Here is a 23067-nt window from a genome sequence, read left to right as displayed (position 1 = left end):
AATTTATTAATTGTTGTGTTTTTGCGCAAGGGCTTTTAACCACCTTACCAGATCTACAGCAGCTTTATCGTTGTCAAAGCCCATTTCTTTTGGCAAACGGCCATTAACATATTCATCGTACAACCAAGGGTCGGCAATGGCTACCACATTACCCCTACCATAGTTAGCGAGTGCAATAACCGTTGCACCAGCTTTATTTTTTAATATGGGTTTAGCAGCTCCCTTGGTTTCAATAGCACAAACATCTTTCATAAATATTTTTTGTGCCGTTTTAAATACTGGATTGTTTTTGATAGAAATTGCGCCATCTTCAAAATGGTTGTCATCAACAACATGATTTTGCATGTCATCGGTGAACTGCATACCAAATGCATTTGCCAGTTTATTAAAGTGCTGCAATTCTACGTTAGCGCTGTCATTGGCAAACATCACCAATACACCACCCTTTTTTACCCATGCCGCAATTGCTGTAATATCTGCAGCTTGTATATAGTTTGGGTTTGGATTTTCTTTAGGCCGATCGGGATCTACAATCAGATATACATCGGTTCCTTTTAACCTGGAAGTGGTTGGTGCGGCTTCAAGCGAATCCAATTTAAATCCTTCTTTTTTAAATATACTGCCTAAGATAGAAAAGCCACTCATTGCCCGCTCACTCCACAGATAGTGAAAACGAACGTCTTTACCATTTTTATCTTTACGGGTTTCTCGATTAAAAAAGTAATCTAAAGTAACGGTTTGTGCACTTGCCCAAATAGAAGAACAGATTAATACAGAAAGTGTGCAAGCCCTTAAAAGCATTTTCATAAACATATCGGGTTAATGGTAATCACCCAAAAGTATAAAATTTAACGATAATGAAACGGCAATAATGAACCCAAAAGATAACTTAAACCATAAAAACCTACCTGCCCGCTAAATAAGTTGATTTAACACAAAAAAAGATACCGATCAAGGTTAATTGGCCATGGTTCATTTGCCATTGGTTAAGCATGGCGGCACACGGCATATCCATTCTGGAATTGCAATAGCAACTCCACTGTCAATGGTAGCGGAGTTATAGGGCGTCATCCAATATTTAAAGTTGCCCTCGACTAATTGCAGCGGAACGGAAAGATCCATTAGTTGAATTAAACTTAATAGATTTCTCCATTCCGCTACTGATGAAAATCAGTAGCTACAGTCGAAATGACGACCTTTTTTAGTAATTAAAAAATTGAGAAGAAGAGATTTCCTATACATGACAGGTGTTGGAGTTGGCGCCAGTATAATGCCCCAACATCCCTGCTTTTGGCAAATAATTTCTGTTGAAGAATCGTTAACGCCCTTTGATGTTGCTTTAAAGAAAAAAATGGCAGATGTTCGGATAAATGCAGCAAAAGCAAAATGTGCTACGTTAAAGCAATTAATACCAGCAGGAAGTTGCGGTAATTATTGATAGATATAGGTGTTCCTTGGCACAATAGCCTCCCTACTGTCATGCTGAACGCAGTGAAGAATCTTTATAAGGTAATTACAATAAAAAAATCCTTCGTTGCAATCAGCCTGACAATTTAGAAGAGTACATACAGTATAAAAATACCTACTGTGTTTTATTTGATTCCTTTCGATTATCTATTGCGGTACTAAAGGTCTTATTAAACTCACCCTTTACCCATTGCACCTTACCAAAGTCTCTTATCTCTGGTGCAATGATGTAGTTTCCGGTCTCGCTATCAAGGATGACAACCGTATTAGTGGCATTTACTTCGGTGCGGTATCTCCCACCTGCCTGATCCTGACCATTTTTAAAACTGATGGCGGTGAACATTAAGCCAGCGCCCAAAAATCCCAATAAAAGGGACTTGGAATCCAATGTGATTTTCATATTCTTAAGATTTATTTGTGTGTAAAATCAAATTAAGAATTTTAATTCACGCATTTTAATTCTATCAGAAATATTGCATCATTTTTCACTAAATTTTAAACATAAAGTAGGTTAAAGCTGCTGCAACCAAAATAATGATGAGCAGTTTTATCAAAAAATTTCCGCGTGGATTCTGGTTATTTCTTGCATTTTCAGCAATGATATTTTTAATATCGGTATCCCTGCTTTGCTTCGCCATATTGCCGCTAACCTTTAACTGCAGCAGCTTTTCAACATAGTCTTTACTTTCTGCCAGCCCTAAACCTGTAGCATCCTTATAATGTTTAATGGCATTTAACTTATTGCCCTGATTTAAAATAACCAATAGTTCTGCGTCCAAATCTGCTGTTTTGGTTACAGGTTGCTGTACTCCTTCTTCTAAGCCATCGACATAATCTTTAGCTTCTTTTAAACCGCATCCACTTAGGTCTTTAATTACTTTAACCGCTGCTAATTTCTGGTTTTTTGAGAGAAACAACAACGCTTTTTGCTTTGCTTCGAGACTAACATTAATCATAACTGTAAGTTAGCAAAATATGAACCAAATCTTATAAGATTACGGGGTTTCAATTATAAGTTTATTTAAAACTAAAAAATCGATAACGAGTCGGAGACTCTTTTCCATTAATGATCTTTAGAGCCTTTGAGAACGCTACGGACAAATATGAATGCAGTGAAGAATCTTTATAAGTTTAGTTCGGTTGAAAGATCCTTCTACTCCGCTGCCATTGACAGAATCCACTAGAAAAATCGTTATTGCGAGGAACGAAGCATTTTAATGCCCACGCTAGCAGTGATCGTTGTAAGATTGCCTGCCTGCAGCAGGCAGGCTTCGTCAGCTGAAAAAGCCTTCTCGCAATGAGGATGCCTCTTGGCCTTTCAATTGCTAAATTATCTGTCATTCCTATGATTTTTATATCATAAATTATTCTTCAGGATGATAATTAAAAATCATATTGCTTTTTAAATTTCTTTCGCCGCTTAAACCAAAGTAAAGCCCCCGTAATAGAAAGGAATCCTGGCAATAAACCAAGTAGCACATAGAATAATTTAAGTACAACGCCGCCAAAAGCACCAATATGCAACTGGTACATCCAGACATCAAACCTCGCAGCAAAGGGTTGTTTTTCGATGATGTTGGTCTTCATTAACCTTCCTGTATTTTGATCGAAAGTAAATCCGCTTGCCTTGCCTCTATAAAGCAGACTTCCACTACTGGGCATATGGCCGCGAACCAGTACCGGAATTCCAGGTGTTGTGGGTATGTTTACCGCGATAGGTTCAAAACCTTTTACCAGCTTCCGCGAGGCGGCAACAAGCGAGTCGATATTTACTTTTACCAAAATATTGTCAACCGATGGATTTATTTTCCATGTTTCTGGACTAAAATGCTCCCTGTTCAACCAAAAACCAGAAAAAAACAACAATGCGGTAAATAGCATTGCCCATACCCCAATAATGCGGTGCAGTGAGGAAATAGCCGTCCTCGAATTTTTAAAATTAAGGCCTGCTTTAAAGCGAAGTGCATCCCAGAAATGTTTCCGGTAAATGATGATGCCGGTAATTAACGAAAGCAGCATAACTAAACCGATTACAGCTGAAAAAAGCTTGCCCGGCATACCTAACTGCAGACTATAATGCAACGCATAGAGCCAACGGAAAAACGAAGGCTGAAGATCGGCATAACTACCTTCTTTCAATATCTTGCCTGAATAAGGGTTAACACTGATGTAGTAAAGATAATTTTCTGTTATCTGCTGCTGGTTCCGGAATAACATAAACTCATAGCTATCGAAAGCATTAACCGGAAAATCATGCAGCACAATTTTCTTTAGGTTAGGATGAGAACGAACCAGATCCCTGTAAATAACATCAGCACCCAGAACCTTACCATGTGGCGTAAGATGATGAAGTTCTGGATTGAAATACCGGTCTAATTCACCACGGAACATCAGCATCGAACCGGTTATCCCGTAAAAGAGAAAGAACAGCCCGGCCATGAGACCGAGCCATCCATGCAGATTGAATGCCCATTTGGTAAAGCTGTTCTTTCTTTTCATCTCCTTAAAAATTATAACCAACTGTTAACCTGAATTCTCTTGGTGCAAAAGGTACATAGGCATTTAACCCAATCGGATTTGAAGATACAGGGGTAACCCAGGCACTGCCATAGTTGTTGCGGTTAAGTATATTGTTTACAATGGCGTTCACGCTAACATGGTTATTGGTCCAACCAATGCCCCCATCTAACCTGAAGATTGGTTTGATAGCTAAATTATTTTCCACAGCATAACGGCCAGAACGACCAGACTGAAGCTGATAGCCTCCGGAAACCGTAAATAAGCCTGGTAATCCCAACGGGAGTCTGTAATTTAACCAGGTATTCTGGATGTGTTTGGTCAGGTAAGGAGTGGGAAGTCCAACCATTGCCACATTAGCATCTTTTGAAATAATGGCATCGGTATAAGCATAATTGATCACCGCATTTAATCCTTTAATGATTTCTCCTTTCAGGTCGAACTCAATTCCTTTAGCTTTAGTCTGTCCAATCTGCGATTGCAATAAAGTTGAAGGATCGGTTACAATGATATTATCCCGCGTTAACCTGTAGAAAGATAAAGTTGTATTCCACTTGCCATTGGACCAGTCTTTTTTTAGCCCGAATTCAAAATTTTCTCCTTTTAAAGGTTTAAAAACTGTACCTGCATTACTTAAACCACTTTGAGGCGTATAGGTATTATCATAAACGGCGTAAGCGGCAAAATCGCCCAGAATTGAGTAACTCATACCAGCCCTTGGCGTAACCACCCAATCTTTTACCTCGCTTACGGTTGGAACTGTAATAGCACTTTTTGATCCGGTTAACCTTGCTGCTATAGTAATCCTCAATTTATCATTCAAATTCAGTTCATCCTGAATATATCCGGCATAATATTCAACCGACTGTTTATTGGTGGCAATATCTTTTAAAACACCTCCTCTTTTGTTCGGATCGAAATTGATCCCATAAACCGGATTGTTGATATCCAGATAATATAAAGTTGGGTTAGCAGTTTTATCATTATAACCAGAATAAGCCAACAGATTTTTACGGTTGGCATCTATGCCGCCCAAAAGTTTATGTATAATATTTCCTGTTTTAACTTCACCATTTACAAAGGCCTGAAAAGCATATACATCAGTGTTAAACCGTTCGTAAGTAACCCGCCTCGGTAATAAATTTGGAGCAGCCTTATTATAACTGGAAACAAAAAAGTAGTTTCCATCCAAACGGCTGCCAGCAAAAACAGCTTTTGCCGTTAAATGCCAGTTTTTTGCCAGCTGATTTTCATAAGTCAGGAAAGCATTGTTTTCTGATCCCTTTACAGGCTCTTTATTAGGGTCGGAGATACTAAAATCTCTCGGCAGCGAAGCAAATCCATCAGGTGTAAATACAGTAAGCAGGTATTGTAGAAACTTCTGTTTTTGGTAAATGTATTCGGCGGTAATAGACGAATGACTGTTGATATTGTATTTCAATACCGGATCGATGACAAACTTATCGTTGAAGGCAAATTTTTGGAAAGATTTGGCTTTTTGTCCAACAACATTTAAACGGTATTGCCATTTTTTATTTTTATCCAGGTTTCCATCAAAATCGCCACTTAACCTAAAAAGATCGAAACTTCCCGCAGTAAAACTGATGTTATTATTGGTTGTTCCGGTCGGATTTTTGGTTACGATATTAAACGAACCTGCCGGGTCGCCAATGGCATTCATAAAACCGGCCGGGCCTTTAATAAATTCCATACGATCAATAATGCTAGCATCCTCCGGCATGGGACCATAATAGATCATTGATAGATCTACACCGTTGCGGAGCGTATTTATCCCAGCGCCACGCATAAAAATGAATGGCCCATAAAAATCCGCCGTATTGTTCCGGATTGCACCACTTACGTTGCGCGTTACACTTTCGTTGATATTTATGGCCTGTTGATCCAAAAGAATACTTTTATCAATCTCCTGGATGTTCTGTGGCAATTGCAGTAAAGGTGTAGTCTGCTTTAGTGTTGCAGATGATTTACCAATGTTATATCTGCGGTAATATCGCGAATTAACCTCAACGGTATGCAGGTGTTTAACACTATCCGTTTTTACGGTATCTGTATTTTTTGTTTTGCCGTTCTGCGCCAGCACACCAAAAGGCATAGCCAGAAAAGCAAATAGAATAAATCTGTTTGTCATATTATTTGAGACAATTGTCCCTGAAAATTCTGTTAATGCAGCATTTTCCTGTTTTCTATATGAAGGCTATCCAGATAACGGTCTGAACGGCTAATTACCGCCTTAAACTGTTTATCCAGATCATTTATCTTTTTCAATTCGGATTTGAAATAGCGCAAAGCCTCTTCATTACTTTTGCCCGAAACATCAGGTTCAAAACGGTTCATCCAATTTTCCATCTGCTGGTTGGCCCCGTCTACTTTTCTGATTGTTTCAGCAAGTTTAACTGTATCTACGCCAGAAACTTTAAATGAGCGATAAATGGAATCGAGTACCGATTTCTGACTATTCGCCAGGTCGGCATCACTCATCACCTTATCATGTATGGCAACCACTTCCGATCTAATGTCTTTATAATCCTGCTCCTGTTTGCAGGAAAACCATAAACACACCATTACCATGGCTAGCAGAGAAGAAAAGATAAATTTCATAAGAATTTACAAACGCTGGTTAATATTATTATTTTTCTGATATTAAGGTTACGGGATAATTAAATCTGTAACAAGATCAGAATTCAGGCGTATAAGTAAATTATTCGCCTAAGATTAATATACTCATTCGGTTAGTAATCCATTTTTAGCATGCCATGTAAATATTCATGCTCAAATTCCATAATTAAATTTTGCGCAGAAAAATGAAATGTATATTACTAATTAAACGAGGTTAACAGCTTTGCTTTGGTGGCTGAAATATGGAGAAATGACAGCTAATTGGATTTTCGACCTTAGCTGGAGAATAATGGCGTTCTGAAAGTAAAGGAGTAAAGCGGAATGCAACTGGAGAACAAGGCATGGCTAACTGAAATGCGGCACGCTGACTTTCGCGTTCCTGTTTCTTCTCCTTCTCTTCTGCCTGTTTCAGCTTTTTCATCAGGTAACACTTCCCATTACAATGCATCCAAGGTCTGTTTTTATTCACACAGAATTTCTCGGCCAGCTGCGTCTGATTCACTTCAAATCCGGCATAAATAAAATATGTAGACATATTCGATCCAAACAGGGAAGCTAATAGCAGAATAACAACAAACCTTTTATACATTGCGTGCCAAAGATAAGCACTATAACTCCTAAAAGTTTACATCCCAGGTAAAATATATAAAATTGTATTATCGCTTTGGCATTTCAAAATCTATTCTTTGCGATAATAGCGTAAACTATTCCAACTATAAGGGTGAGTAAATTGTACGATACCGGAACAAGAGTGCTTCTTAAGAATAATGCTATTTTACTGTAATTCAAGACAGAAAAGAACTGATAATAAAACCAGATACTATAGACTATGCCTAAAATACTCATCACACCGAAATACAAAAACAGGAGTACCTGGGTATTATGGTAGAAAATAGTCAGGGCTGAAACAAGCAATCCGATAATCAGTTCGACAATAACACGGTATGAGTTTAACACCAGGTGTTCTGAAAAATTAAGTTTCGCTTTGCGAAACCACATCAAGCTGAAGCATGAATAAACAGGAATAGCGATGATGAGTATCAGTTTTGGATAATGAGAGATAAATTTTTCAAGATCGTTCATCATTATTTTGCTCTCCTTAGGCATCAGATCGGACATGCCGCCATGTGCGTATGGCGCTATGAGACCTGATACCGTCAGAATGAGCAGGATGAGCGTAATAAAACTAAAAAATGGAACCCTTTTGCCCTGGATATACTCGCGCACGCTATGGCCCGGTCGTGTAAAAAGCGCCTTTAGGGTAAATAATATACCTTTATCAACATGCCATACCCCATGAACAAAATCATGGACTATAAAATGTTTGACAGAATAACGATGTGTAGAAGATTTTTGTCCGCAATTAGCGCAGTAATTATTTGTAACGGGAGCTGTACAATTTAGACAATCTGTTGACATGGTTAACTATGGTTTGGGTTTTCTGTTTTTAAGTTCAGCATTAATCTGAGATAAGCTGATGAAAGCTGGCAAAAGTGTTAGCGAACTGCAAATCGGAACCATAATAAGCACTTTTGGCATTTTAGATGTAAAAGCCAGATAGATTATGATTGCACTCGCACTGAGCAAAACCACTCCAAGTCCGATTAGTGAACCTAGTAAAATTTTTTTCTTTTTATGCAATTCTGCTACGGATATTGCTGCAACGGAAGCTTCCTTTCTCATATTGTTTACTTAGATTAATGTAGTTTTGCTCTTATGAAGGGCGTCGTCATCATTTATATTTATGCCCCGATTATACAAATATACAATATATCACCAATTGGTGATAAAAATATTTAAATTCGATTGTGTAATTTTCCAGCACGATTATTTTTTATGGATATGGAACAGGAAACAGGGGTTAAATCGTTAAGAAACAAAGAAAAAAGCAAACAGAAATTTTTAGATGCTGTAGAAAAAATACTTCATACAAAAGGTTTCTCAGGGCTAAAGGTCAACGACATTGCACATACTGCAGGTTTGGACAAAAAATTAATCTATAATTATTTTGGTGGGAAGGACGGTCTCATTGATGAATATATCCGCTCGCAGGATTTCTGGAGCAATATAAAAGATAATTCGGCAGAGACTTTAGTAAACGATGGAGGAAAAACATTTTGCAAAACCATGCTTCTCTCCCAATTTGATTATATTTTCAAGAATAAAAATACCCAGAAAATTCTCCTCTGGGGATTGATAGAGAACCGTAAATCGTTAAAAAAACTCGCAAATGACCGTGAAGAAAATGGGGCACGCTTATTTGAAGGTTTGACTGATCCATATTTTAAGGAAAATGCCAAACGATACAGGGCCATTATTGCGTTGCTGATATCAGGAATTTACTACCTGGACATTTACGCCACTACAAACGACGCTACTTTCTGTGGATTAGACCTTAAAAGTGCAGCCGGACGAACGGAAATTGAAAATGCCATTTCGTTTTTGATTGATAAAAGTTATGAATAAGAAAAAACAGAAGAATTTTCAGAGACAATCTTCCATTTTTTCTCGCAGCTACCTGTTTTTTGTTTCCGCTATAAAGGGTTTACAATAAAATTATCCGGAAAATTATTAGCGTTATTTATTTAGCAACCACCTTTGCGAGGCAAACGTTTAAAAATTATTTTACCATCCCGTTCTACATATTCAGCCGATACTATTGGATATGAATACTTAGGTGCGTATGATAGATGACGGCTTTTTATCATTATTTTATCGTTAACTTTTAGGCTGTGTAATTGTTCGAGTTGAGACTTTTCCGCCTCAAAATTTACAATGTAATCGGCACCATTAATTTTGGCCATTACACCGAAACCTAATCTTGATCCGGGCGGAAGAGATAAAGCAGTGATCTCAGCCTCCATAGTGGTAAACGCGCCGATATCCTCCCTTATTTTAGCAGCACTGGCCTGTACATTTTTACCTGCTGTAGAGGTTTCCCATTCTTTGAACTTTACACCATCAGGACTAGCCTCCCATTTTTTCTTTTCGGCATCTCTTTGTGCAGCAGAAAGCGGTTTTGTACCTGGGCTTTGAGTAGTTTTAGTTTCTTGATTAGCAAATACTAATCCGCTTACCACAACCAGCAGTAAGATCAACACATACATCATTTTATTCATCTTTTTTGTAGGTTTGATTAACATTGATCTATCTGATGATAAATCGGATTCGTTTAGGGAATTTTGTTTATTTTTCATATCTTTTTAATGTTGGTGCAACAAAATTACCTGGATATCTTTCTGCATGAAGAAGCAGCATTGTAAATAAAAATGTAAACTTTGTAAATAAAAACTTGACAATATGTTTGATCGCCTAAATCGCTTCTCCGGGAAAGTTAAATGCCTTTTTGGATTCCTGCTGGTTTTGTTTATCGCTGTTATTTGTGCAGCATGAATGGTGGGGAGGACTTTGATTTGGCCAGAAGGGAAATTTTGTTCCGCAGGATCGGACATGAACTGCTGTTACAATCGGGCGACAGTACATCCAGGGTGCTCCCCATAAAAAAGGTTGCAGAAAATGAGTATCAAATCGGGTTTGAGCATGAGTTCACTTTTAACTCCATTTCGCTGGTGAATACAACTAAACGTTTGTTGGTGAAAGACCCTATGGCGAATGATTATGTGGTTAAAGTATTGAACGTAAAGGATTCCAGCGTTGCCTATGGGTACGCGGTATCTCGCCATAAAAAGGATGAAATTATAGGTTGCATAGGCAGAAAACAGCCAAAAGCAGATTACATGATCGACATTAAATTGAAACCGACGGGCATCATCACCAAAAAGAATGGATACCTGCTGGGCAGTCTGCCATTTTTAGCATTTGTCGGTTTTATTTTTCTTAGGTCGTTTAAACCGCGAAACGCTTTACCCAATGATGATCTACATCAAGACCTGATTACTTTAGGTTCAGTTGTGTTTGATACTAAAAACCGCAAACTCAATATCAATGAGAAGGTGATAGAATTAACCGGTACTGAAACGAGGTTACTGCTCATTTTCGCACAATCTCCTAATGAAACTATACAGAGAAGCCGGTTGCAGAAAGAGATTTGGGAAGATGAAGGCGTTATTGTAGGGCGTAGCCTGGATATGTTTATATCAAAACTTAGAAAAAAATTAGAACCTGATCCCAATATCAATATTGTTGTGATCAGGGCTATGGGATATAAGCTTGAAATAATCTAAGAGGGTGCTTTAAGATTAGCTGCGTACGCATCATACTAATGAATTTTATCTTCGTTAGGAAAATGGACTAAATAAGCAGCCATCTTAAATATCTTTTGAAGTAAGATTATAAAAAACAGGACCAAATATGAAATAAAAATTTAATCCTGCTCTTTAAATTGATGATCATTCTTTTTTAGAACTACATGAAAGGGCATTATTCATCGAAACTGATCAATGCTTTGATCAGCGATTCATTAGCATTTAGCAAATGATTAAATTTTTCCTTTACCTCCGAAAATGGGACATTATGAGTAATAAAATCAGTTGGCTTAATTACGCCTTTTCTAATGCAATCAATCACATAGGCAAAGTCATCCGGTAAAGCGTTTCTACTACTCATCAGTACCGCTTCCCGCTTATGAAACTCAGGATGAACCACCTCAATAGTACCTTTTTGAAGGCCTATCATAATAAATCTGCCTGTATGTGCCAAAAACGTGAAAGCATTGTTAATGGCTTTTAAATTTCCTGTACAATCAATTACCACCTTAGCCATTTCTCCGTTGGTAATTTGTGATAGCTGCGCTAAAGCATCTGTTTTTAATGGATTGATGGTGTGCGCAATTCCAAAACGCTCACTGCAAAAAGATAGCCTGTTATCATTTACATCAATAACGGTTACTTCAGCTCCACTTATTTTGGCAAAAGCAATAGTACCCAAACCAATTGGTCCGGCACCGAGTATAACCACGTTATCTCCTTTGTTCAACTGTGCCAGACCAACGCCATGCGCACCAATGGCCAATGGCTCTATCAGTGCCAGTTCATCTACAGTTAATCCTTCTCCACTAACAATTGCAGATGCAGGAACCGTAATGTACTCTTGCATGGCACCATCTATATGAACGCCGAAAACTTTTATCTTTACGCAGCAATTTGTTCTGCCGCTCCGGCACGCAATGCAGGTGCCGCAATAAAAATATGGACTAATGGTAACCAGATCACCGGTTTTAAAGTTTAAGCCTGCTCCTGCCTCTATTACTTCGGCAGCAATTTCGTGTCCTAAGATTCTTGGATATTCGAAAAATGGTTGTGTTCCTTCAAATGCATGGTAATCGGTACCGCAAATCCCCAATCTTCTCATTTTAAGCAATATCATACCCTCTTCAACTGATGGCATTTCTTTATTGATATAGCTAAATTCTCCTGGTGTATTACAAACTAATGCTTTCATTGTCAATTTTTAAATTAAATCAATCCCTGCGTCTTCATTTCCTGCCAAAATCCGGCAGGAATTTCTTTTTGGGCCAGCGCAGCATTAATAGCCACTTTCTCTGGCCTGGTGGTATTTAAGGCAATACTTTTTACGCCGGTAAAACCTGCGGAAAAGCTAAAACAGGCCTCGGCAGGAAGTACGTCAAACGTTTTACAAACCTGATAAAATTTATCTCTCCAGTGTAAAAGTGCTTTCCCATTTATACTATCTCCATCAACCGGCTGGTAATTATAAAAATCTCCACCCGTTAAAAAGCCGCCGTTAAATATGGCCGAGTTAATAACTTTAATATTTTTTTGGTTAAGTTCCGTTATAAATGCAATCAGATCAGCAGGATGCGATTTGATGGTTAAACTGTTGGCAATCATTACCCAATCAAGATCAACATCAGCTACAATGGTCTGGATAATTTTCCAGTCTTTTGCACCTACCCCAATGGAAGACACCAAACCAGCGGCTTTTAGTTCGGCCAATGCCATGTAGGCATCAAGGATTTGTTGGTAACGTTCTTTATAATCCGCCTCACTACTGCTTGCAAAAAGATATTCATCAGGATCATGTACCGATACCATCTGTGCCTGGTAATTGCCCAGCAGCTCATTACCTTGTTCAAAACACTTTAATATCCCATCGTAACTGATCATCTGCACCGCATCATGTTCAATATCCTTCCAAATACCTGCTTCAAATGTAGGTTCCGGAGTTAAAAGCGGTGTTCTGTACCAGCCCAGCTTATTACTGATTACGACCTGCTGCGGATCTACATTTAAATCTGCCAAACATTTACCCAGCGATTCTAACGCCAGGCCTGCCCCATATTTACCGGCAGAATCAAAAAACGCAACGGGTTTTGATGAGGCTACACATGCTTCAACAACTTCCAGTTTAACACCATAATCTACTGCCTGATAGAGATTTCCCAAGCTGCTGGTTCCGAAGATAACCGGAGGCAGGTTTTGGGCAGAATCTTTCTGTTTATTGTCGCTAACCATTTAATTGAAATATATTTTTCATTAATACCCACTTTTCTCCTGGTTTTGCAAAGGGTAGTGCCTGCTGATATTTCCACATTAAAGTTTCCCATTCCGCTACCTTCGGATTGGAAGCATCCATAAGCGCCTTTTTTTCGAAACTGAAATTGTCTTCTGTTTCCATCACCATAAACAAGCGGTTAGCAATACGATAGATTTCCATATCCAATATGCCTGAGTCGATTATGCTGCGTTTAATTTCAGGCCATACATTAACATGGTAAGCTTCATATGCTGCAATAAGTTTTTCATCATCAACAAGATCAAGAGCCAAACAGTATCTTTTCATTTTTAACTACAAAATTTCATTAGGTTGATTAATGATGTCTTTTCTGGCCAGTATCAACAAAACAGTCCCTAACACTAAATAAGACCCTGTACAGAGCTTGCTTCTGATGCCAATACCGATTTTCTGGTGGCCAGATTCATTTAATAACTGTTTTATATTTTGGTTACTACAGTCAAAAATAAACATGTTATCCGATCTATTTTTAAATAAAATAGACTATTTATTGTAAAAATCCGACATTTAAAAAATGATTAAGCGAGTACTGCAAAATACCTTTTCACTACTCAATGTAGATTATGTGAAATTAACGGAAAAATGGAACTACCTGAATGTGATTAGTCCTTATTACCGGATTTACTATATGGATGAAGGCAGCGGTGAAATTTCTGACCAGTCAGGCTCCTTAAAACTTGAACCCGGATACCTATATATCATACCCAGTTTTACCCTCTGTAATTTACATTGCAATGGGTATTTAAGCCAGTATTTTGTGCAGTTTTTTGAAGAATCTGTAGATGGTTCCTCTCTGTTTGCCAGAAACCGTAATGTTTCAAAAGTTAAGGCGAAGCAGATGGACATTGATATTTTTAAGCGGTTGCTTGAAATCAATCCTGGCCGTGGCATTAACCGATCTGATGATCCGAAGATTTACGAGAAAAACATATACTATAAAGAGTATCAGGAACTGAACAATATGCAGAGTTTGCCCAGTTACCTGGAAACGCAGGGTATACTGCTTCAACTGATGGGCCGCCTGATCCAACCACAGTTACATCGCAAACAGGAAGAGCAGCATGCACCAGCTAAAATAGTGGAAACTGTTGGTTATATCCTGGTAAATTTACACCAGGAATTATCTGTAACCAGTTTAGCTTCGCGTGTTAATCAGCATCCCGATTATTTCTCCCGGTTATTCAAAACCTTTACCGGCCAGCGCCCTGTGAGTTATATCCTTGAAAAACGGATTGAGCGGGCGCAATATTTACTCGCTACCAGCAGGCTTGCCTATTCGGATATTGCCACACAAACCGGATTTGACAACCTCTCTTACTTTTCAAAATCTTTTAAAAAACTTACCGGTATGTCGCCCAGTGCCTATAAAAAACAGGTTTATACAGTAGGCTTTACTTTATAAATACCTGTTTAAATGATCAATACACTCCCCATTTATTTCAAGCCCAACTATTTTAGGCTAATGGTAAAGTGAAATTAAAGGTAGCACCGTTACCAGGTTCGCTTTCTACCCAAATCTGGCCACCATGACGTTCAATAATATCTTTTGAGATAAAAAGACCCAGGCCTAATCCTGATGAACCATCTTTATTTTCTTTGGCCTGGTAAAACTGACTGAAGATATGACGCTGGTTTTCTTTAGTAATGCCAGGCCCAAAATCCTTAACCGAAGTAAGTACCGCTTTATCTATATATTGAACCTTTAATTCGATTGTTTTTTGTTGAGGTGCATATTTAACCGCATTGTTTAGTAAATTTGTGAGTACCTGTTCCAACCGGGTGCGGTCAGCATTAACAAAGCTTTCTTCAGGCATCTCAACAGACAAGATATGTCCCGGATGTGCTTGCAAAAAAGATTCCTTCATTTCCTGAACAAGTACGGCCAGGTTTAGATATTCTATATTCAGCTGTAGTTTTCCAGACTGGATTTTGGAAACGTCAAATAGATCACTAACCAAAACGATCATTTTTTGCAATTGTCTGATCGACTTTTCAACCAGATTTTTTGCAATACCTTCCTCTATTTTGCGGTTGGCCAGCTGCAAAAAACCAAAAAGTGAAGTCATAGGTGTTTTTAGCTCATGAGAAGCCATGGCGATAAATTCATCTTTTTTAGCGCTTAGCTCCTTTACCTCTTTAAAAAGTCTGGAATTTTCTATGGCAATAGCCGCTTGCGAAGCTACTGTGAACACCAGTTCCTCATGTTCCTCTTTAAAAACAGCCTGATCTGGATGACCGAAAAACAACCCGCCTATTACTTCGCCTGATTTGGTTTTGACCGGAACCGCCAGATAGCTGATTACGGGTAAATATTCCGAAGATTTTCCAAAAAAGGGAGCGTTTTTTCCGTACTGATCATCTTGAGTGATGTCATCAGACCGTAATACACCCTCTACGCTGAAAGCAGGATGAAACAATGTGGTATTACGTGGTATCGGAAAATTGGCAAAGGCCTCTCCTGGAGCACCAGATTGGGTATATAACTTATAGGGTTCTCCTTGCTGGTTAACCTGATTATAAAAAAAAGCGCCAAAGGCTGCGCCGGTAAGCTTTGTAGTTGAATCTGTTACCTGTTGCAATATCTGTTGAAGGTCTAGCGATTCGTTGATGCTCCTCCCTACCACATTCAGCAGCTCCAGGCGCTCCACATGCTTGGCAATTAGTTTCTCAGACTCCTTTTGTGAAGTAATATTACGGGCAACTTTAGATGCGCCAATAACAACTCCATCACGATTTTTAATTGGGGATACCGCTAATGAAATATTTAATAAACGTCCGTCTTTTGTTTTTCTGATGGTTTGAATGTGGTCTACCTTTTCGCCACGGCGCAAACTTGCAATTATAGCTTCTTCTTCACTCAAACGATCAGCAGGAAGAAGTATGGTAATGGGTTGGCCAACAGCTTCGCTCTCCGTATAACCAAAAATATGCTCCGCTCCTTTATTCCAGGTCGTAATGATTCCATCAAGCGTTTTACTAATAATGGCATCTTCGGAACTTTCGATAATAGCGGCAAGCATCGCTTGTTTTTCTTCTGCCTGATGCTCAAAAGAAATATCATGAGCAATCTGAGATATGCCAATAATTTTTCCATCCTGATCTTTGATGGGCGAAAAGGTTAAGGAAACAGGTATTTTCTTACCCGAACGAGTTAGTCGGACGGTTCGGTACTGGTTGATACGCCCATCGCTTAAAACCTCCTGCATCAGCTCTTTTTTCTCCGAATACTTGTCATCAGGAATCAGCAGAAAAATAGATTGCCCCAGTACCTCTGTTGCAGTATAGCCAAACATGCGCTCCGCAGCAGGGCTCCAATTGGTTATTCTAAATTCAAGGTCATGACAATATATGGCATCCTGAATACCTTCAAAAATGGATTGAAGCGTGAAGAGATCAGGCAAATGAGCTGACTTTATCATAATGATTAGGAATTTGATCCATTAAAAAGACCCATCAAATCTATTGAAGATATTTTAAACAACAATTTCTTCTTAAATATTTTTTTCGGCGCAAAATAGCTTGACCTCAGAAAACATGATATTATAAGGAACATTTATATCGGTTATATTAATCATACCAAGTAAACCAAATGCTTTGATTTTAGGCTAAAAATCGTAACAATCGTATAGATATAAGCGATTGGTTAAGTTAACATATTTATGATTCTGATTTTACAAAAATGTTCTATTTAGCTGTACAGCAATGCATAAACGATCTGCTTTGGGTATGAAGCATCATCTAATCTGGTAGATGACTATACTCCTGTTCCAAGATTGATCAAAACTTAATTCAATTTAAGCTGTTTTTTAATGACCTATTTATCCAATTGAAAAACTATGAATCAAAATGAATTTAGCAGGGCTGCTGATGGACATTCTGTTGCTCTCTTCACCCATGCGATGCGGTTTACCCATGATGAAGATGACGCGAAAGACCTGGTGCAGGATACACTCATTAAAGGAATCAGATTTTGTGCAAAGTTTGACAAAGGCACAAATTTACGTGGCTGGCTTTACGTAATTATGCGGAATACCTTTATAAATGACTATCGCAAAGCTCAGAAAAGACATTCAGTAATCAGTAGAGATGAAGATTTATCCAGTCCTAACCTGCTGAAGAGTTCAACAAAAATTTCATCCGAAGGAAAATTTGTAATGGATGATATCCAAAAAGCACTGGATAGTTTGCCAGAGCAATACCGGATTCCTTTTCAGCGGTATTTTGAAGGGTATAAATATGAAGAAATTGCTGAAGAGCGGGGCCTTCCGTTAGGAACAGTAAAAACCCATATCCACCAAGCGAGACAGATTCTTAAAACGTATTTGAAACAGTATAGGATAGCATAGTGTCCAAATTTTGTTGATAAGCACGTTAATACTATTAGCCGGACCAAAATTGATCCGGCTATGCAATTTTATTTTCTTTCGTTAAATACGCCTAGTTCAGCAATAGCAGGCGCAATGTCAAAATCGGTAATGGTAACTTTAATTCTTTCACACCAGATTCGTTTGAACCTGAAAATGTTGACCCTTTTCTCCCCGTCATTGCTTACTGGCAATGCAATCCACTTGCCATCTGCATAGTATTGTAAACGATATGTTGCCTTTTGGTTATTGCCTGCGGTAAGTACAACCATATTACAAGGCACGGCCTTTTCAAAATTTAGCTCATACCATGGCAATTTTACAGTAGGGTTGGATGACCAGCTTGAGCCAAAATTATCATCGTTAGCAAAATCCATAATATTCATATCATCACTCCAGCTACTATTGCTTTTTACATGTTTGGCAATGTTACTGGAAATAATCGGAGTAGCATGTGGTGGAATACGTGGGAGGTCTGCAGGTTTTTGATAAAGCTGCCCCATTTCTTTCAGTGCTGTTAAGGCATTATCATCTATCAAACCATTTTTGCCAGGCGCTACATTGAGGATAAAATTACAATATGCACCGTTATATGGAACAATATATTTGTTTACCAGTTCGGAAACATTTTTTACCGCCGTAGTAGGGAAAGATGTTTTCCAGAACCAGTTGGCCTGGAGCGGAAGACAGGCAAGCGCAGGAAGTTTGTTATTTTCTTTTGAAATAAACTGACCTGCACCTTGTTCGTAAGATTTAATATCGGTATAAAAAAGTGCTTGTGTAGGATATTTTGCTGCATTAAGATCCATTACCAGGCAGTTTGGCTGTAAAGATTTAATCAGGTAATAAATGTCTTCAAAAGGTACCTGATCATAAGAAATCCTCGACCATGGTGCATCCCATCCGTCAATAATCAGCGCGGTGATCTCGCCATAATTTGTGAGCAGTTCGGTAATCTGATCTTTAATCATTTGCACATTTGCCGGTTTGATCTGATTTGGGCGGATGCTATGGTGGGTATCCAGTATTGAATAATAAAGCATGACCTTTAAACCGTTTTTGCGAAAAGCATCTGCATACTCTTTTACCACATCGCGTTTTAATGGCGTATTCATGACGTTGTAAGCGGTTGTTTTGGTATTCCAGATCGGGAAACCGCTGTGGTGTTTGGTGGTTAAGCAACCGTAAGTCATATTGGCTGATTTTGCAGCTTTGGCCCATTGATCGGCATCAAGTTTTGGCGACCGGAACAAGGAAAGATCTGCATCCGGATCCGACCAGTCCTGATCCATAAAAGTTGGCATACCATAATGAATAAACATGCCCAATCCGAGGTCAACAAAATCCTGTTGCAGTTCGGCTAAAGGTTTGTTAGGAGATTTTTGCTGCGCCCCTGCCTGGGATGTTATAGCAAAAGCAATAAGTAATAGTAATAAAATCCTTCTAAAGGCCATTTCTTTTTGGTTTAATATGATAGTGAATGTCTTGGATAATAGATTTGCTTGCAGTTATTGACCTGAATTTGATTGTCGACGATCTATATCCATTGTTCAAAGCTACCGCCCAAATGGCAACAATTTACCGAACAAAAGCGTAACAGAAGCCTAACAAAAGCTTAACGCTATGCCATTTATGGAATAATACGTCTATTTTTAAAGGATAAAATGAAAAACCGGATATATAAATCAGTCGTATTGCTCAGCTTTCTGATATTGCTTCTCGTGCAATTTAGGTTAACTTATAATTCTTATGTACTTAGAGACCGGGATTATAGCGTAAAAGAGAAAACACTGATTAATGATGAATATGGGCATAGTATATCTGAAGATAAAGTTTACAAGGGCGGGGGAAAAATTATCGATTCGATCCTTTCCAAAAATATGCCTGCCCTTAAAAAGGCTTACCTCAGCAACCGGAAAGATTTTGTTAAACTTTCGCAAAACGTTAGCAATACCTTATTGAAAACCCTTCGAAAGGAAAGCACCATGGATAGTGTTTTCCAATCGATAGTAAAGAAAAATGGGCTGGACAGCAACTTACAATACCTGCTTACCTTTCAACAGATAGATATCAACTTTGATAACATAATCGGGGATATTACCATATTCGACAGCCATACTGATACCAATTTTGATGCGGGCCAAATAACACCTTTCGGCGTTATCATTGATGGTAAGTTATCTCCCCCAAATATGCAGAACCGGGTTACCAATCTTTCTGTTAGCGGTAAACTGGTCTATAATTATAGGGTAACCTTTAACCTTTTTGTTGATTCGCCGGGCCGTACGCTCAAAGTGGCGTATCAGATGCTGCCTACCTTTTTGCTGGTTGCACTTTGCATCATCATCATTGTAGGCATTAATTATTACACCTACATCAGCTGGATGCGGCAGAAAAAAGAAACAGATGTTAAATCCGATTTTCTAAACAGCATTAAACACGAATTTAACACCCCTGTTACCACCATTTTAGTGGCAAGCAAAAGCCTGCATGAGGATGAGGTACTCAACGACCGGAATCGTGTAAATACGCTTATAAATATTGTGGAAAGACAGGCCAGACGGCTTCACGCCCACATCAACCAAATGCTGGAGGTCTCGGAAATGAACAACAATATCAATTTAGAGGAAACAGATCTTAACTATGCTGTTCTTACCCTGGTAAACGATTATAAAATAAAAATTCACGAACCCAATAGCCTTACGTTTGATCCCCACGATTCGGAAATACTGGTGATGATGGATCCTTTTGTGTTTACCACTATGCTACAGAATATAATTGACAATTCTTTTAAACATAACCAAAGCGAAGTTAAAATAACCATGCTCTTTATCACTAAAAACAAGGATGGTTATATCCTGCATATTAAGGATAACGGAAACGGAATGGAAAACGATATGAAAGAAAAAATATTTGATAAATTCTTCCGTGGAGGTAAAGACAGTACAGTTTCAGGCCTGGGGCTTGGCTTATATTACGTTAAACAATGCCTTGATATTCATGGCTGGAAAATCAGTATAAACACAACGCCTGAAAAAGGAACTGAATTTCTGGTGTTTATACCTATGGGGCAGATTACGAATAGTACAAATGATTAATTAAATTGCAACCTATGCCTTATGACATCATAATAATTGAGGATGAAACTGATCTGGGCAATGTCATCACAGCATACCTAAAGTTGCGTGGTTTTAGCGTACTGTGGTTTCAAAATGCTACAGAAACTTTAGATTACTATTCTGCAAATCCGCTAGATAATAAGCTAATCATTGTGGATGTGCAATTACCCGATCTTAATGGTTTCGACCTGGCTGCTGAACTGGTGAAAATTAACCCCGGCCAACCCTTTTTTTTCCTTACGGCACACAATGAAAAGCAAGACCGGCTGAGAGGGCTTAAAATAGGCGCCATAGATTATATATCCAAACCTTTTGAAATTGAAGAACTGGTGTTGAGGATTGCAAACATCATCAATAAGTTTTCACCTAACCCAGCAACACCTTTCCGGGCCAAACCAGGCTACATCACCATGGGTGATATCCGTTACCAAAAGGATCAGTTATTTGTTTTGATGCCAGATGGCAAGGAAGTTTCGCTAACAGTCAGAGAATCAGAGGTATTGGATCAGCTGGCAGACCATATTAATCAGGTAGTCAAAAAAAAGGATCTGCTTTTATCCTTATGGGGAAACGACGACTATTTTAATGGAAAAAGTCTTGAAGTATTCATTTCAAGACTTCGGCGACTTTTCAAATCTTCAGATCAGGTCAGTATAGAAAATGTATACGGTTTGGGCTACATTTTGAAGGTAAATAAGCAAGGTGGAAATTTACCTTTTGGGCAATAGTAAAATATAGCTTAAGCTATAGAGTGGACACATCGTTTGTATAACTTGCAAGGTCCTGTGAGGCTTCCATTCTTTTTAAAATTACCTTTCTCAGCCTGTTTTCATGTTCATCGCCCCAAAATCCTAATGCAGAAATTACCGGAACTAAGGTTTTACCAAAATCTGTAAGGTAATATTCAACTTTTGGTGGTACCTGAGCATAGATTTTCTTTGTCACCAGCTCATGATCTTCCAGTTCTTTCAATTGGATATTTAAAACACGTCTTGATGCATCAGGGATTTTACGCTGTAATTCGCTTGGCCGCAAATGCCCCTGATGGATAAACCATAACAAACGGATTTTCCATTTGCCGTAAATTACTTCGCCGATCAGGTCGAGGCCGCAGTTTAAATTCAAAGGTATTTTTCTTTCGTGCATATACAAATTTAATCCAATGTACCAATTTGTACAATAGGGGAAAAATTTATCCCTATGCAATTCGGTTTTCCGTTATTGCCAGAAAAAGTGATACTTCTCAAATTTGTATCAAAGAATTCGACAAATGGAAAATCAATTTAACTACAACAATGAACTTCAAGGCAAAATTGCCCTGGTAACCGGTGGAACAAAAGGAGCCGGAAAAGCAATTGCAGAAAGGCTGCTGCAAGCCGGCGCAACAGTGATCGTTAGTGCAAGAAATACTCCTGAAAGTGAAAACGATAACTTGCATTTTATTTCGGCTGATTTAAGTAAAGCTGAAGGAACAGAAAAATTAATTAGCGAAGTGCTATCAACTTATGGAAAGCTGGATATCCTGGTGAACAATCTTGGTTCTTCAACAACACCAGCCGGTGGATTCTCTGTGTTATCAGATGAAGATTGGGAATTAACCCTGCAAGCTAATTTGCTTGCTCCGGTGAGGCTCGACAGAGGATTTTTACCACAGATGGTGGATAGAAAAAGCGGCGTTATTATTCATATCGCATCCATTCAGGGTAAATTACCGCTTTACGACTCTACTTTGCCTTATGCCGCTTCAAAAGCCGCATTAAGAAACTACAGTAAAAGTTTATCGAATGAAGTTACCCCTAAGGGCGTTCGGGTACTCACGGTTTCTCCAGGTTGGATCAATACAACAGCATCAGAAGCCTGGCTCGGCGAAATTGCAAGAAACGCAAATAGTACCATAGCAGACGCGCAGCAAAGTGTAATGGATGCCTTAGGTGGAATACCTTTCGGAAGACCATCCGAGCCTGAAGAAGTGGCTGAGTTGGTTGGCTTTCTGGTTTCGCCAAGAGCTGGCTACTTAACAGGAACTGAATTTGTAATCGATGGCGGTACAGTGCCAACCATTTAATAATCATAAAAATATAATGCAATGAATTTACCACACATTATCTCCGAATTAGTAAAAGCACAAAACGATTTTGACAGTGCAGCCTATGCTAATTGTTTTGCTGAACATGCAGTAGTATTTGATGAAGGCAAAACCCATAACGGAAAAGCAGAAATTGAAAGCTGGATTGATAAGGCCAACAAAGAATATCATGCCACTATGGAGCCTGTAGATTATGACGAAAAGGAAAATATGCTGTCGTCCAAAACTTCAGGAAACTTTCCGGGTAGTCCGATCGTTTTAAAATACCACTTTGAATTATCTGAGGGATATATTCAATCGCTGAAAGTTACGAGTTAATACCTAAAATAAGCTGAACGAAACCAACCAGCCTGTGTTGATGATCGGTAAGCAATAATGCATT

The 23067-nt window shown here is 38.6% G+C and carries 25 protein-coding genes; 9 read left to right on the top strand and 16 right to left on the bottom strand.

What is annotated here, in order from left to right:
- Positions 1 to 6 precede the first annotated feature (6 nt).
- On the bottom strand, positions 7 to 807 hold the full coding sequence (locus BLR60_RS11055) for a DUF4350 domain-containing protein (RefSeq protein ID WP_244155639.1): 801 nt from the start codon (positions 805 to 807) through the stop codon (positions 7 to 9).
- Positions 808 to 1216: 409 nt separating this feature from the next.
- Between BLR60_RS11055 and BLR60_RS11050 the strand changes: the two genes are divergently transcribed.
- Entirely contained in the window at positions 1217 to 1438 is a 222-nt protein-coding gene (locus tag BLR60_RS11050) for a hypothetical protein (protein WP_143009066.1), read from the top strand.
- Between the two features lie 144 nt (positions 1439 to 1582).
- On the opposite strand, the gene BLR60_RS11045 is transcribed toward BLR60_RS11050, so the two are convergent.
- From BLR60_RS11045 to BLR60_RS11010, 8 genes are all read right to left on the bottom strand, one after another.
- Complete coding sequence (locus tag BLR60_RS11045; RefSeq protein WP_090499707.1) at positions 1583 to 1867, bottom strand: hypothetical protein; 285 nt, start codon at positions 1865 to 1867, stop codon at positions 1583 to 1585.
- Positions 1868 to 1955: 88 nt separating this feature from the next.
- Positions 1956 to 2423, bottom strand: coding sequence for a ribosomal protein L7/L12 (locus tag BLR60_RS11040; protein ID WP_090499705.1), 468 nt, complete (start codon positions 2421 to 2423; stop codon positions 1956 to 1958).
- Positions 2424 to 2850: 427 nt separating this feature from the next.
- Positions 2851 to 3966: a PepSY-associated TM helix domain-containing protein gene (locus BLR60_RS11035; protein ID WP_143009065.1), complete on the bottom strand. Its 1116-nt coding sequence runs from the start codon at positions 3964 to 3966 to the stop codon at positions 2851 to 2853.
- Between the two features lie 4 nt (positions 3967 to 3970).
- Positions 3971 to 6133, bottom strand: coding sequence for a TonB-dependent siderophore receptor (locus BLR60_RS11030; protein WP_090499701.1), 2163 nt, complete (start codon positions 6131 to 6133; stop codon positions 3971 to 3973).
- A gap of 32 nt (positions 6134 to 6165) precedes the next feature.
- Positions 6166 to 6603: a hypothetical protein gene (locus BLR60_RS11025; protein ID WP_090499700.1), complete on the bottom strand. Its 438-nt coding sequence runs from the start codon at positions 6601 to 6603 to the stop codon at positions 6166 to 6168.
- A 232-nt stretch (positions 6604 to 6835) separates the two neighbouring features.
- Positions 6836 to 7156, bottom strand: coding sequence for a hypothetical protein (locus tag BLR60_RS11020; protein WP_090499698.1), 321 nt, complete (start codon positions 7154 to 7156; stop codon positions 6836 to 6838).
- Positions 7157 to 7293: 137 nt separating this feature from the next.
- A complete protein-coding gene (locus tag BLR60_RS11015; protein ID WP_090499696.1) occupies positions 7294 to 8040 on the bottom strand; it encodes a DUF3667 domain-containing protein in 747 nt (248 codons plus the stop codon).
- 6 nt (positions 8041 to 8046) lie between these two features.
- On the bottom strand, positions 8047 to 8304 hold the full coding sequence (locus BLR60_RS11010; protein WP_090499694.1) for a hypothetical protein: 258 nt from the start codon (positions 8302 to 8304) through the stop codon (positions 8047 to 8049).
- Positions 8305 to 8463: 159 nt separating this feature from the next.
- Between BLR60_RS11010 and BLR60_RS11005 the strand changes: the two genes are divergently transcribed.
- Positions 8464 to 9087, top strand: a complete 624-nt coding sequence (locus BLR60_RS11005; RefSeq protein WP_090499892.1) for a TetR/AcrR family transcriptional regulator — start codon at positions 8464 to 8466, stop codon at positions 9085 to 9087.
- Between the two features lie 119 nt (positions 9088 to 9206).
- Here the strand turns inward: BLR60_RS11005 and BLR60_RS11000 are convergent, their stop codons facing one another.
- The gene (locus BLR60_RS11000) at positions 9207 to 9818 is read right to left on the bottom strand and encodes a hypothetical protein (RefSeq protein WP_244155638.1); all 612 of its coding nucleotides are present in this window, start codon (positions 9816 to 9818) and stop codon (positions 9207 to 9209) included.
- Between the two features lie 192 nt (positions 9819 to 10010).
- Between BLR60_RS11000 and BLR60_RS10995 the strand changes: the two genes are divergently transcribed.
- A complete protein-coding gene (locus BLR60_RS10995; RefSeq protein ID WP_167354721.1) occupies positions 10011 to 10805 on the top strand; it encodes a winged helix-turn-helix domain-containing protein in 795 nt (264 codons plus the stop codon).
- A gap of 196 nt (positions 10806 to 11001) precedes the next feature.
- On the opposite strand, the gene BLR60_RS10990 is transcribed toward BLR60_RS10995, so the two are convergent.
- Genes BLR60_RS10990 through BLR60_RS10980 form a run of 3 tightly spaced genes read right to left on the bottom strand, consistent with a single transcriptional unit; the run spans position 11002 to position 13383 of the window.
- On the bottom strand, positions 11002 to 12021 hold the full coding sequence (locus tag BLR60_RS10990; RefSeq protein WP_090499692.1) for a zinc-binding alcohol dehydrogenase family protein: 1020 nt from the start codon (positions 12019 to 12021) through the stop codon (positions 11002 to 11004).
- A 14-nt stretch (positions 12022 to 12035) separates the two neighbouring features.
- Positions 12036 to 13055 (bottom strand): aldo/keto reductase, encoded by a 1020-nt coding sequence (locus BLR60_RS10985; protein ID WP_090499690.1) that lies wholly within the window; start codon positions 13053 to 13055, stop codon positions 12036 to 12038.
- Entirely contained in the window at positions 13048 to 13383 is a 336-nt protein-coding gene (locus BLR60_RS10980; RefSeq protein WP_090499688.1) for an L-rhamnose mutarotase, read from the bottom strand. The genes BLR60_RS10985 and BLR60_RS10980 overlap by 8 nt, the downstream gene beginning before the upstream one ends.
- A 247-nt stretch (positions 13384 to 13630) precedes the next feature.
- Between BLR60_RS10980 and BLR60_RS10970 the strand changes: the two genes are divergently transcribed.
- On the top strand, positions 13631 to 14518 hold the full coding sequence (locus tag BLR60_RS10970) for a helix-turn-helix domain-containing protein (RefSeq protein ID WP_090499684.1): 888 nt from the start codon (positions 13631 to 13633) through the stop codon (positions 14516 to 14518).
- Between the two features lie 52 nt (positions 14519 to 14570).
- On the opposite strand, the gene BLR60_RS10965 is transcribed toward BLR60_RS10970, so the two are convergent.
- Complete coding sequence (locus BLR60_RS10965) at positions 14571 to 16535, bottom strand: sensor histidine kinase (RefSeq protein ID WP_090499683.1); 1965 nt, start codon at positions 16533 to 16535, stop codon at positions 14571 to 14573.
- 417 nt (positions 16536 to 16952) lie between these two features.
- On the opposite strand from BLR60_RS10965, the gene BLR60_RS10960 reads away from it, so the two are divergent.
- Positions 16953 to 17462, top strand: a complete 510-nt coding sequence (locus BLR60_RS10960) for an RNA polymerase sigma factor (RefSeq protein WP_090499681.1) — start codon at positions 16953 to 16955, stop codon at positions 17460 to 17462.
- Positions 17463 to 17530: 68 nt separating this feature from the next.
- Here BLR60_RS10960 and BLR60_RS10955 read toward each other — a convergent pair whose 3' ends face one another.
- Positions 17531 to 18934 carry an alpha-L-fucosidase gene (locus tag BLR60_RS10955; RefSeq protein ID WP_090499679.1) on the bottom strand — a complete coding sequence of 468 codons (1404 nt, stop codon included), beginning with the start codon at positions 18932 to 18934 and terminating at the stop codon, positions 17531 to 17533.
- Positions 18935 to 19144: 210 nt separating this feature from the next.
- Between BLR60_RS10955 and BLR60_RS10950 the strand changes: the two genes are divergently transcribed.
- Both BLR60_RS10950 and BLR60_RS10945 read left to right on the top strand, forming a co-directional pair.
- Entirely contained in the window at positions 19145 to 20578 is a 1434-nt protein-coding gene (locus BLR60_RS10950; RefSeq protein ID WP_090499677.1) for a sensor histidine kinase, read from the top strand.
- A gap of 14 nt (positions 20579 to 20592) precedes the next feature.
- Positions 20593 to 21327 (top strand): response regulator transcription factor, encoded by a 735-nt coding sequence (locus tag BLR60_RS10945; protein WP_090499675.1) that lies wholly within the window; start codon positions 20593 to 20595, stop codon positions 21325 to 21327.
- Between the two features lie 16 nt (positions 21328 to 21343).
- On the opposite strand, the gene BLR60_RS10940 is transcribed toward BLR60_RS10945, so the two are convergent.
- Positions 21344 to 21745 carry a winged helix-turn-helix transcriptional regulator gene (locus tag BLR60_RS10940; protein ID WP_090499674.1) on the bottom strand — a complete coding sequence of 134 codons (402 nt, stop codon included), beginning with the start codon at positions 21743 to 21745 and terminating at the stop codon, positions 21344 to 21346.
- A 124-nt stretch (positions 21746 to 21869) separates the two neighbouring features.
- Here BLR60_RS10940 and BLR60_RS10935 point away from each other — a divergent pair, with 124 nt between their 5' ends.
- Together BLR60_RS10935 and BLR60_RS10930 are read left to right on the top strand one after the other, a co-directional pair.
- Positions 21870 to 22664 (top strand): SDR family oxidoreductase, encoded by a 795-nt coding sequence (locus BLR60_RS10935; protein ID WP_090499672.1) that lies wholly within the window; start codon positions 21870 to 21872, stop codon positions 22662 to 22664.
- A 21-nt stretch (positions 22665 to 22685) separates the two neighbouring features.
- Complete coding sequence (locus BLR60_RS10930; protein WP_090499670.1) at positions 22686 to 23003, top strand: hypothetical protein; 318 nt, start codon at positions 22686 to 22688, stop codon at positions 23001 to 23003.
- Positions 23004 to 23067 lie beyond the last annotated feature (64 nt).

The sequence above is a fragment of the Pedobacter terrae genome (assembly GCF_900100705.1).
Lineage (GTDB): Bacteria > Bacteroidota > Bacteroidia > Sphingobacteriales > Sphingobacteriaceae > Pedobacter > Pedobacter terrae.
This window is presented reverse-complemented; position numbering and strand designations above follow the sequence as displayed.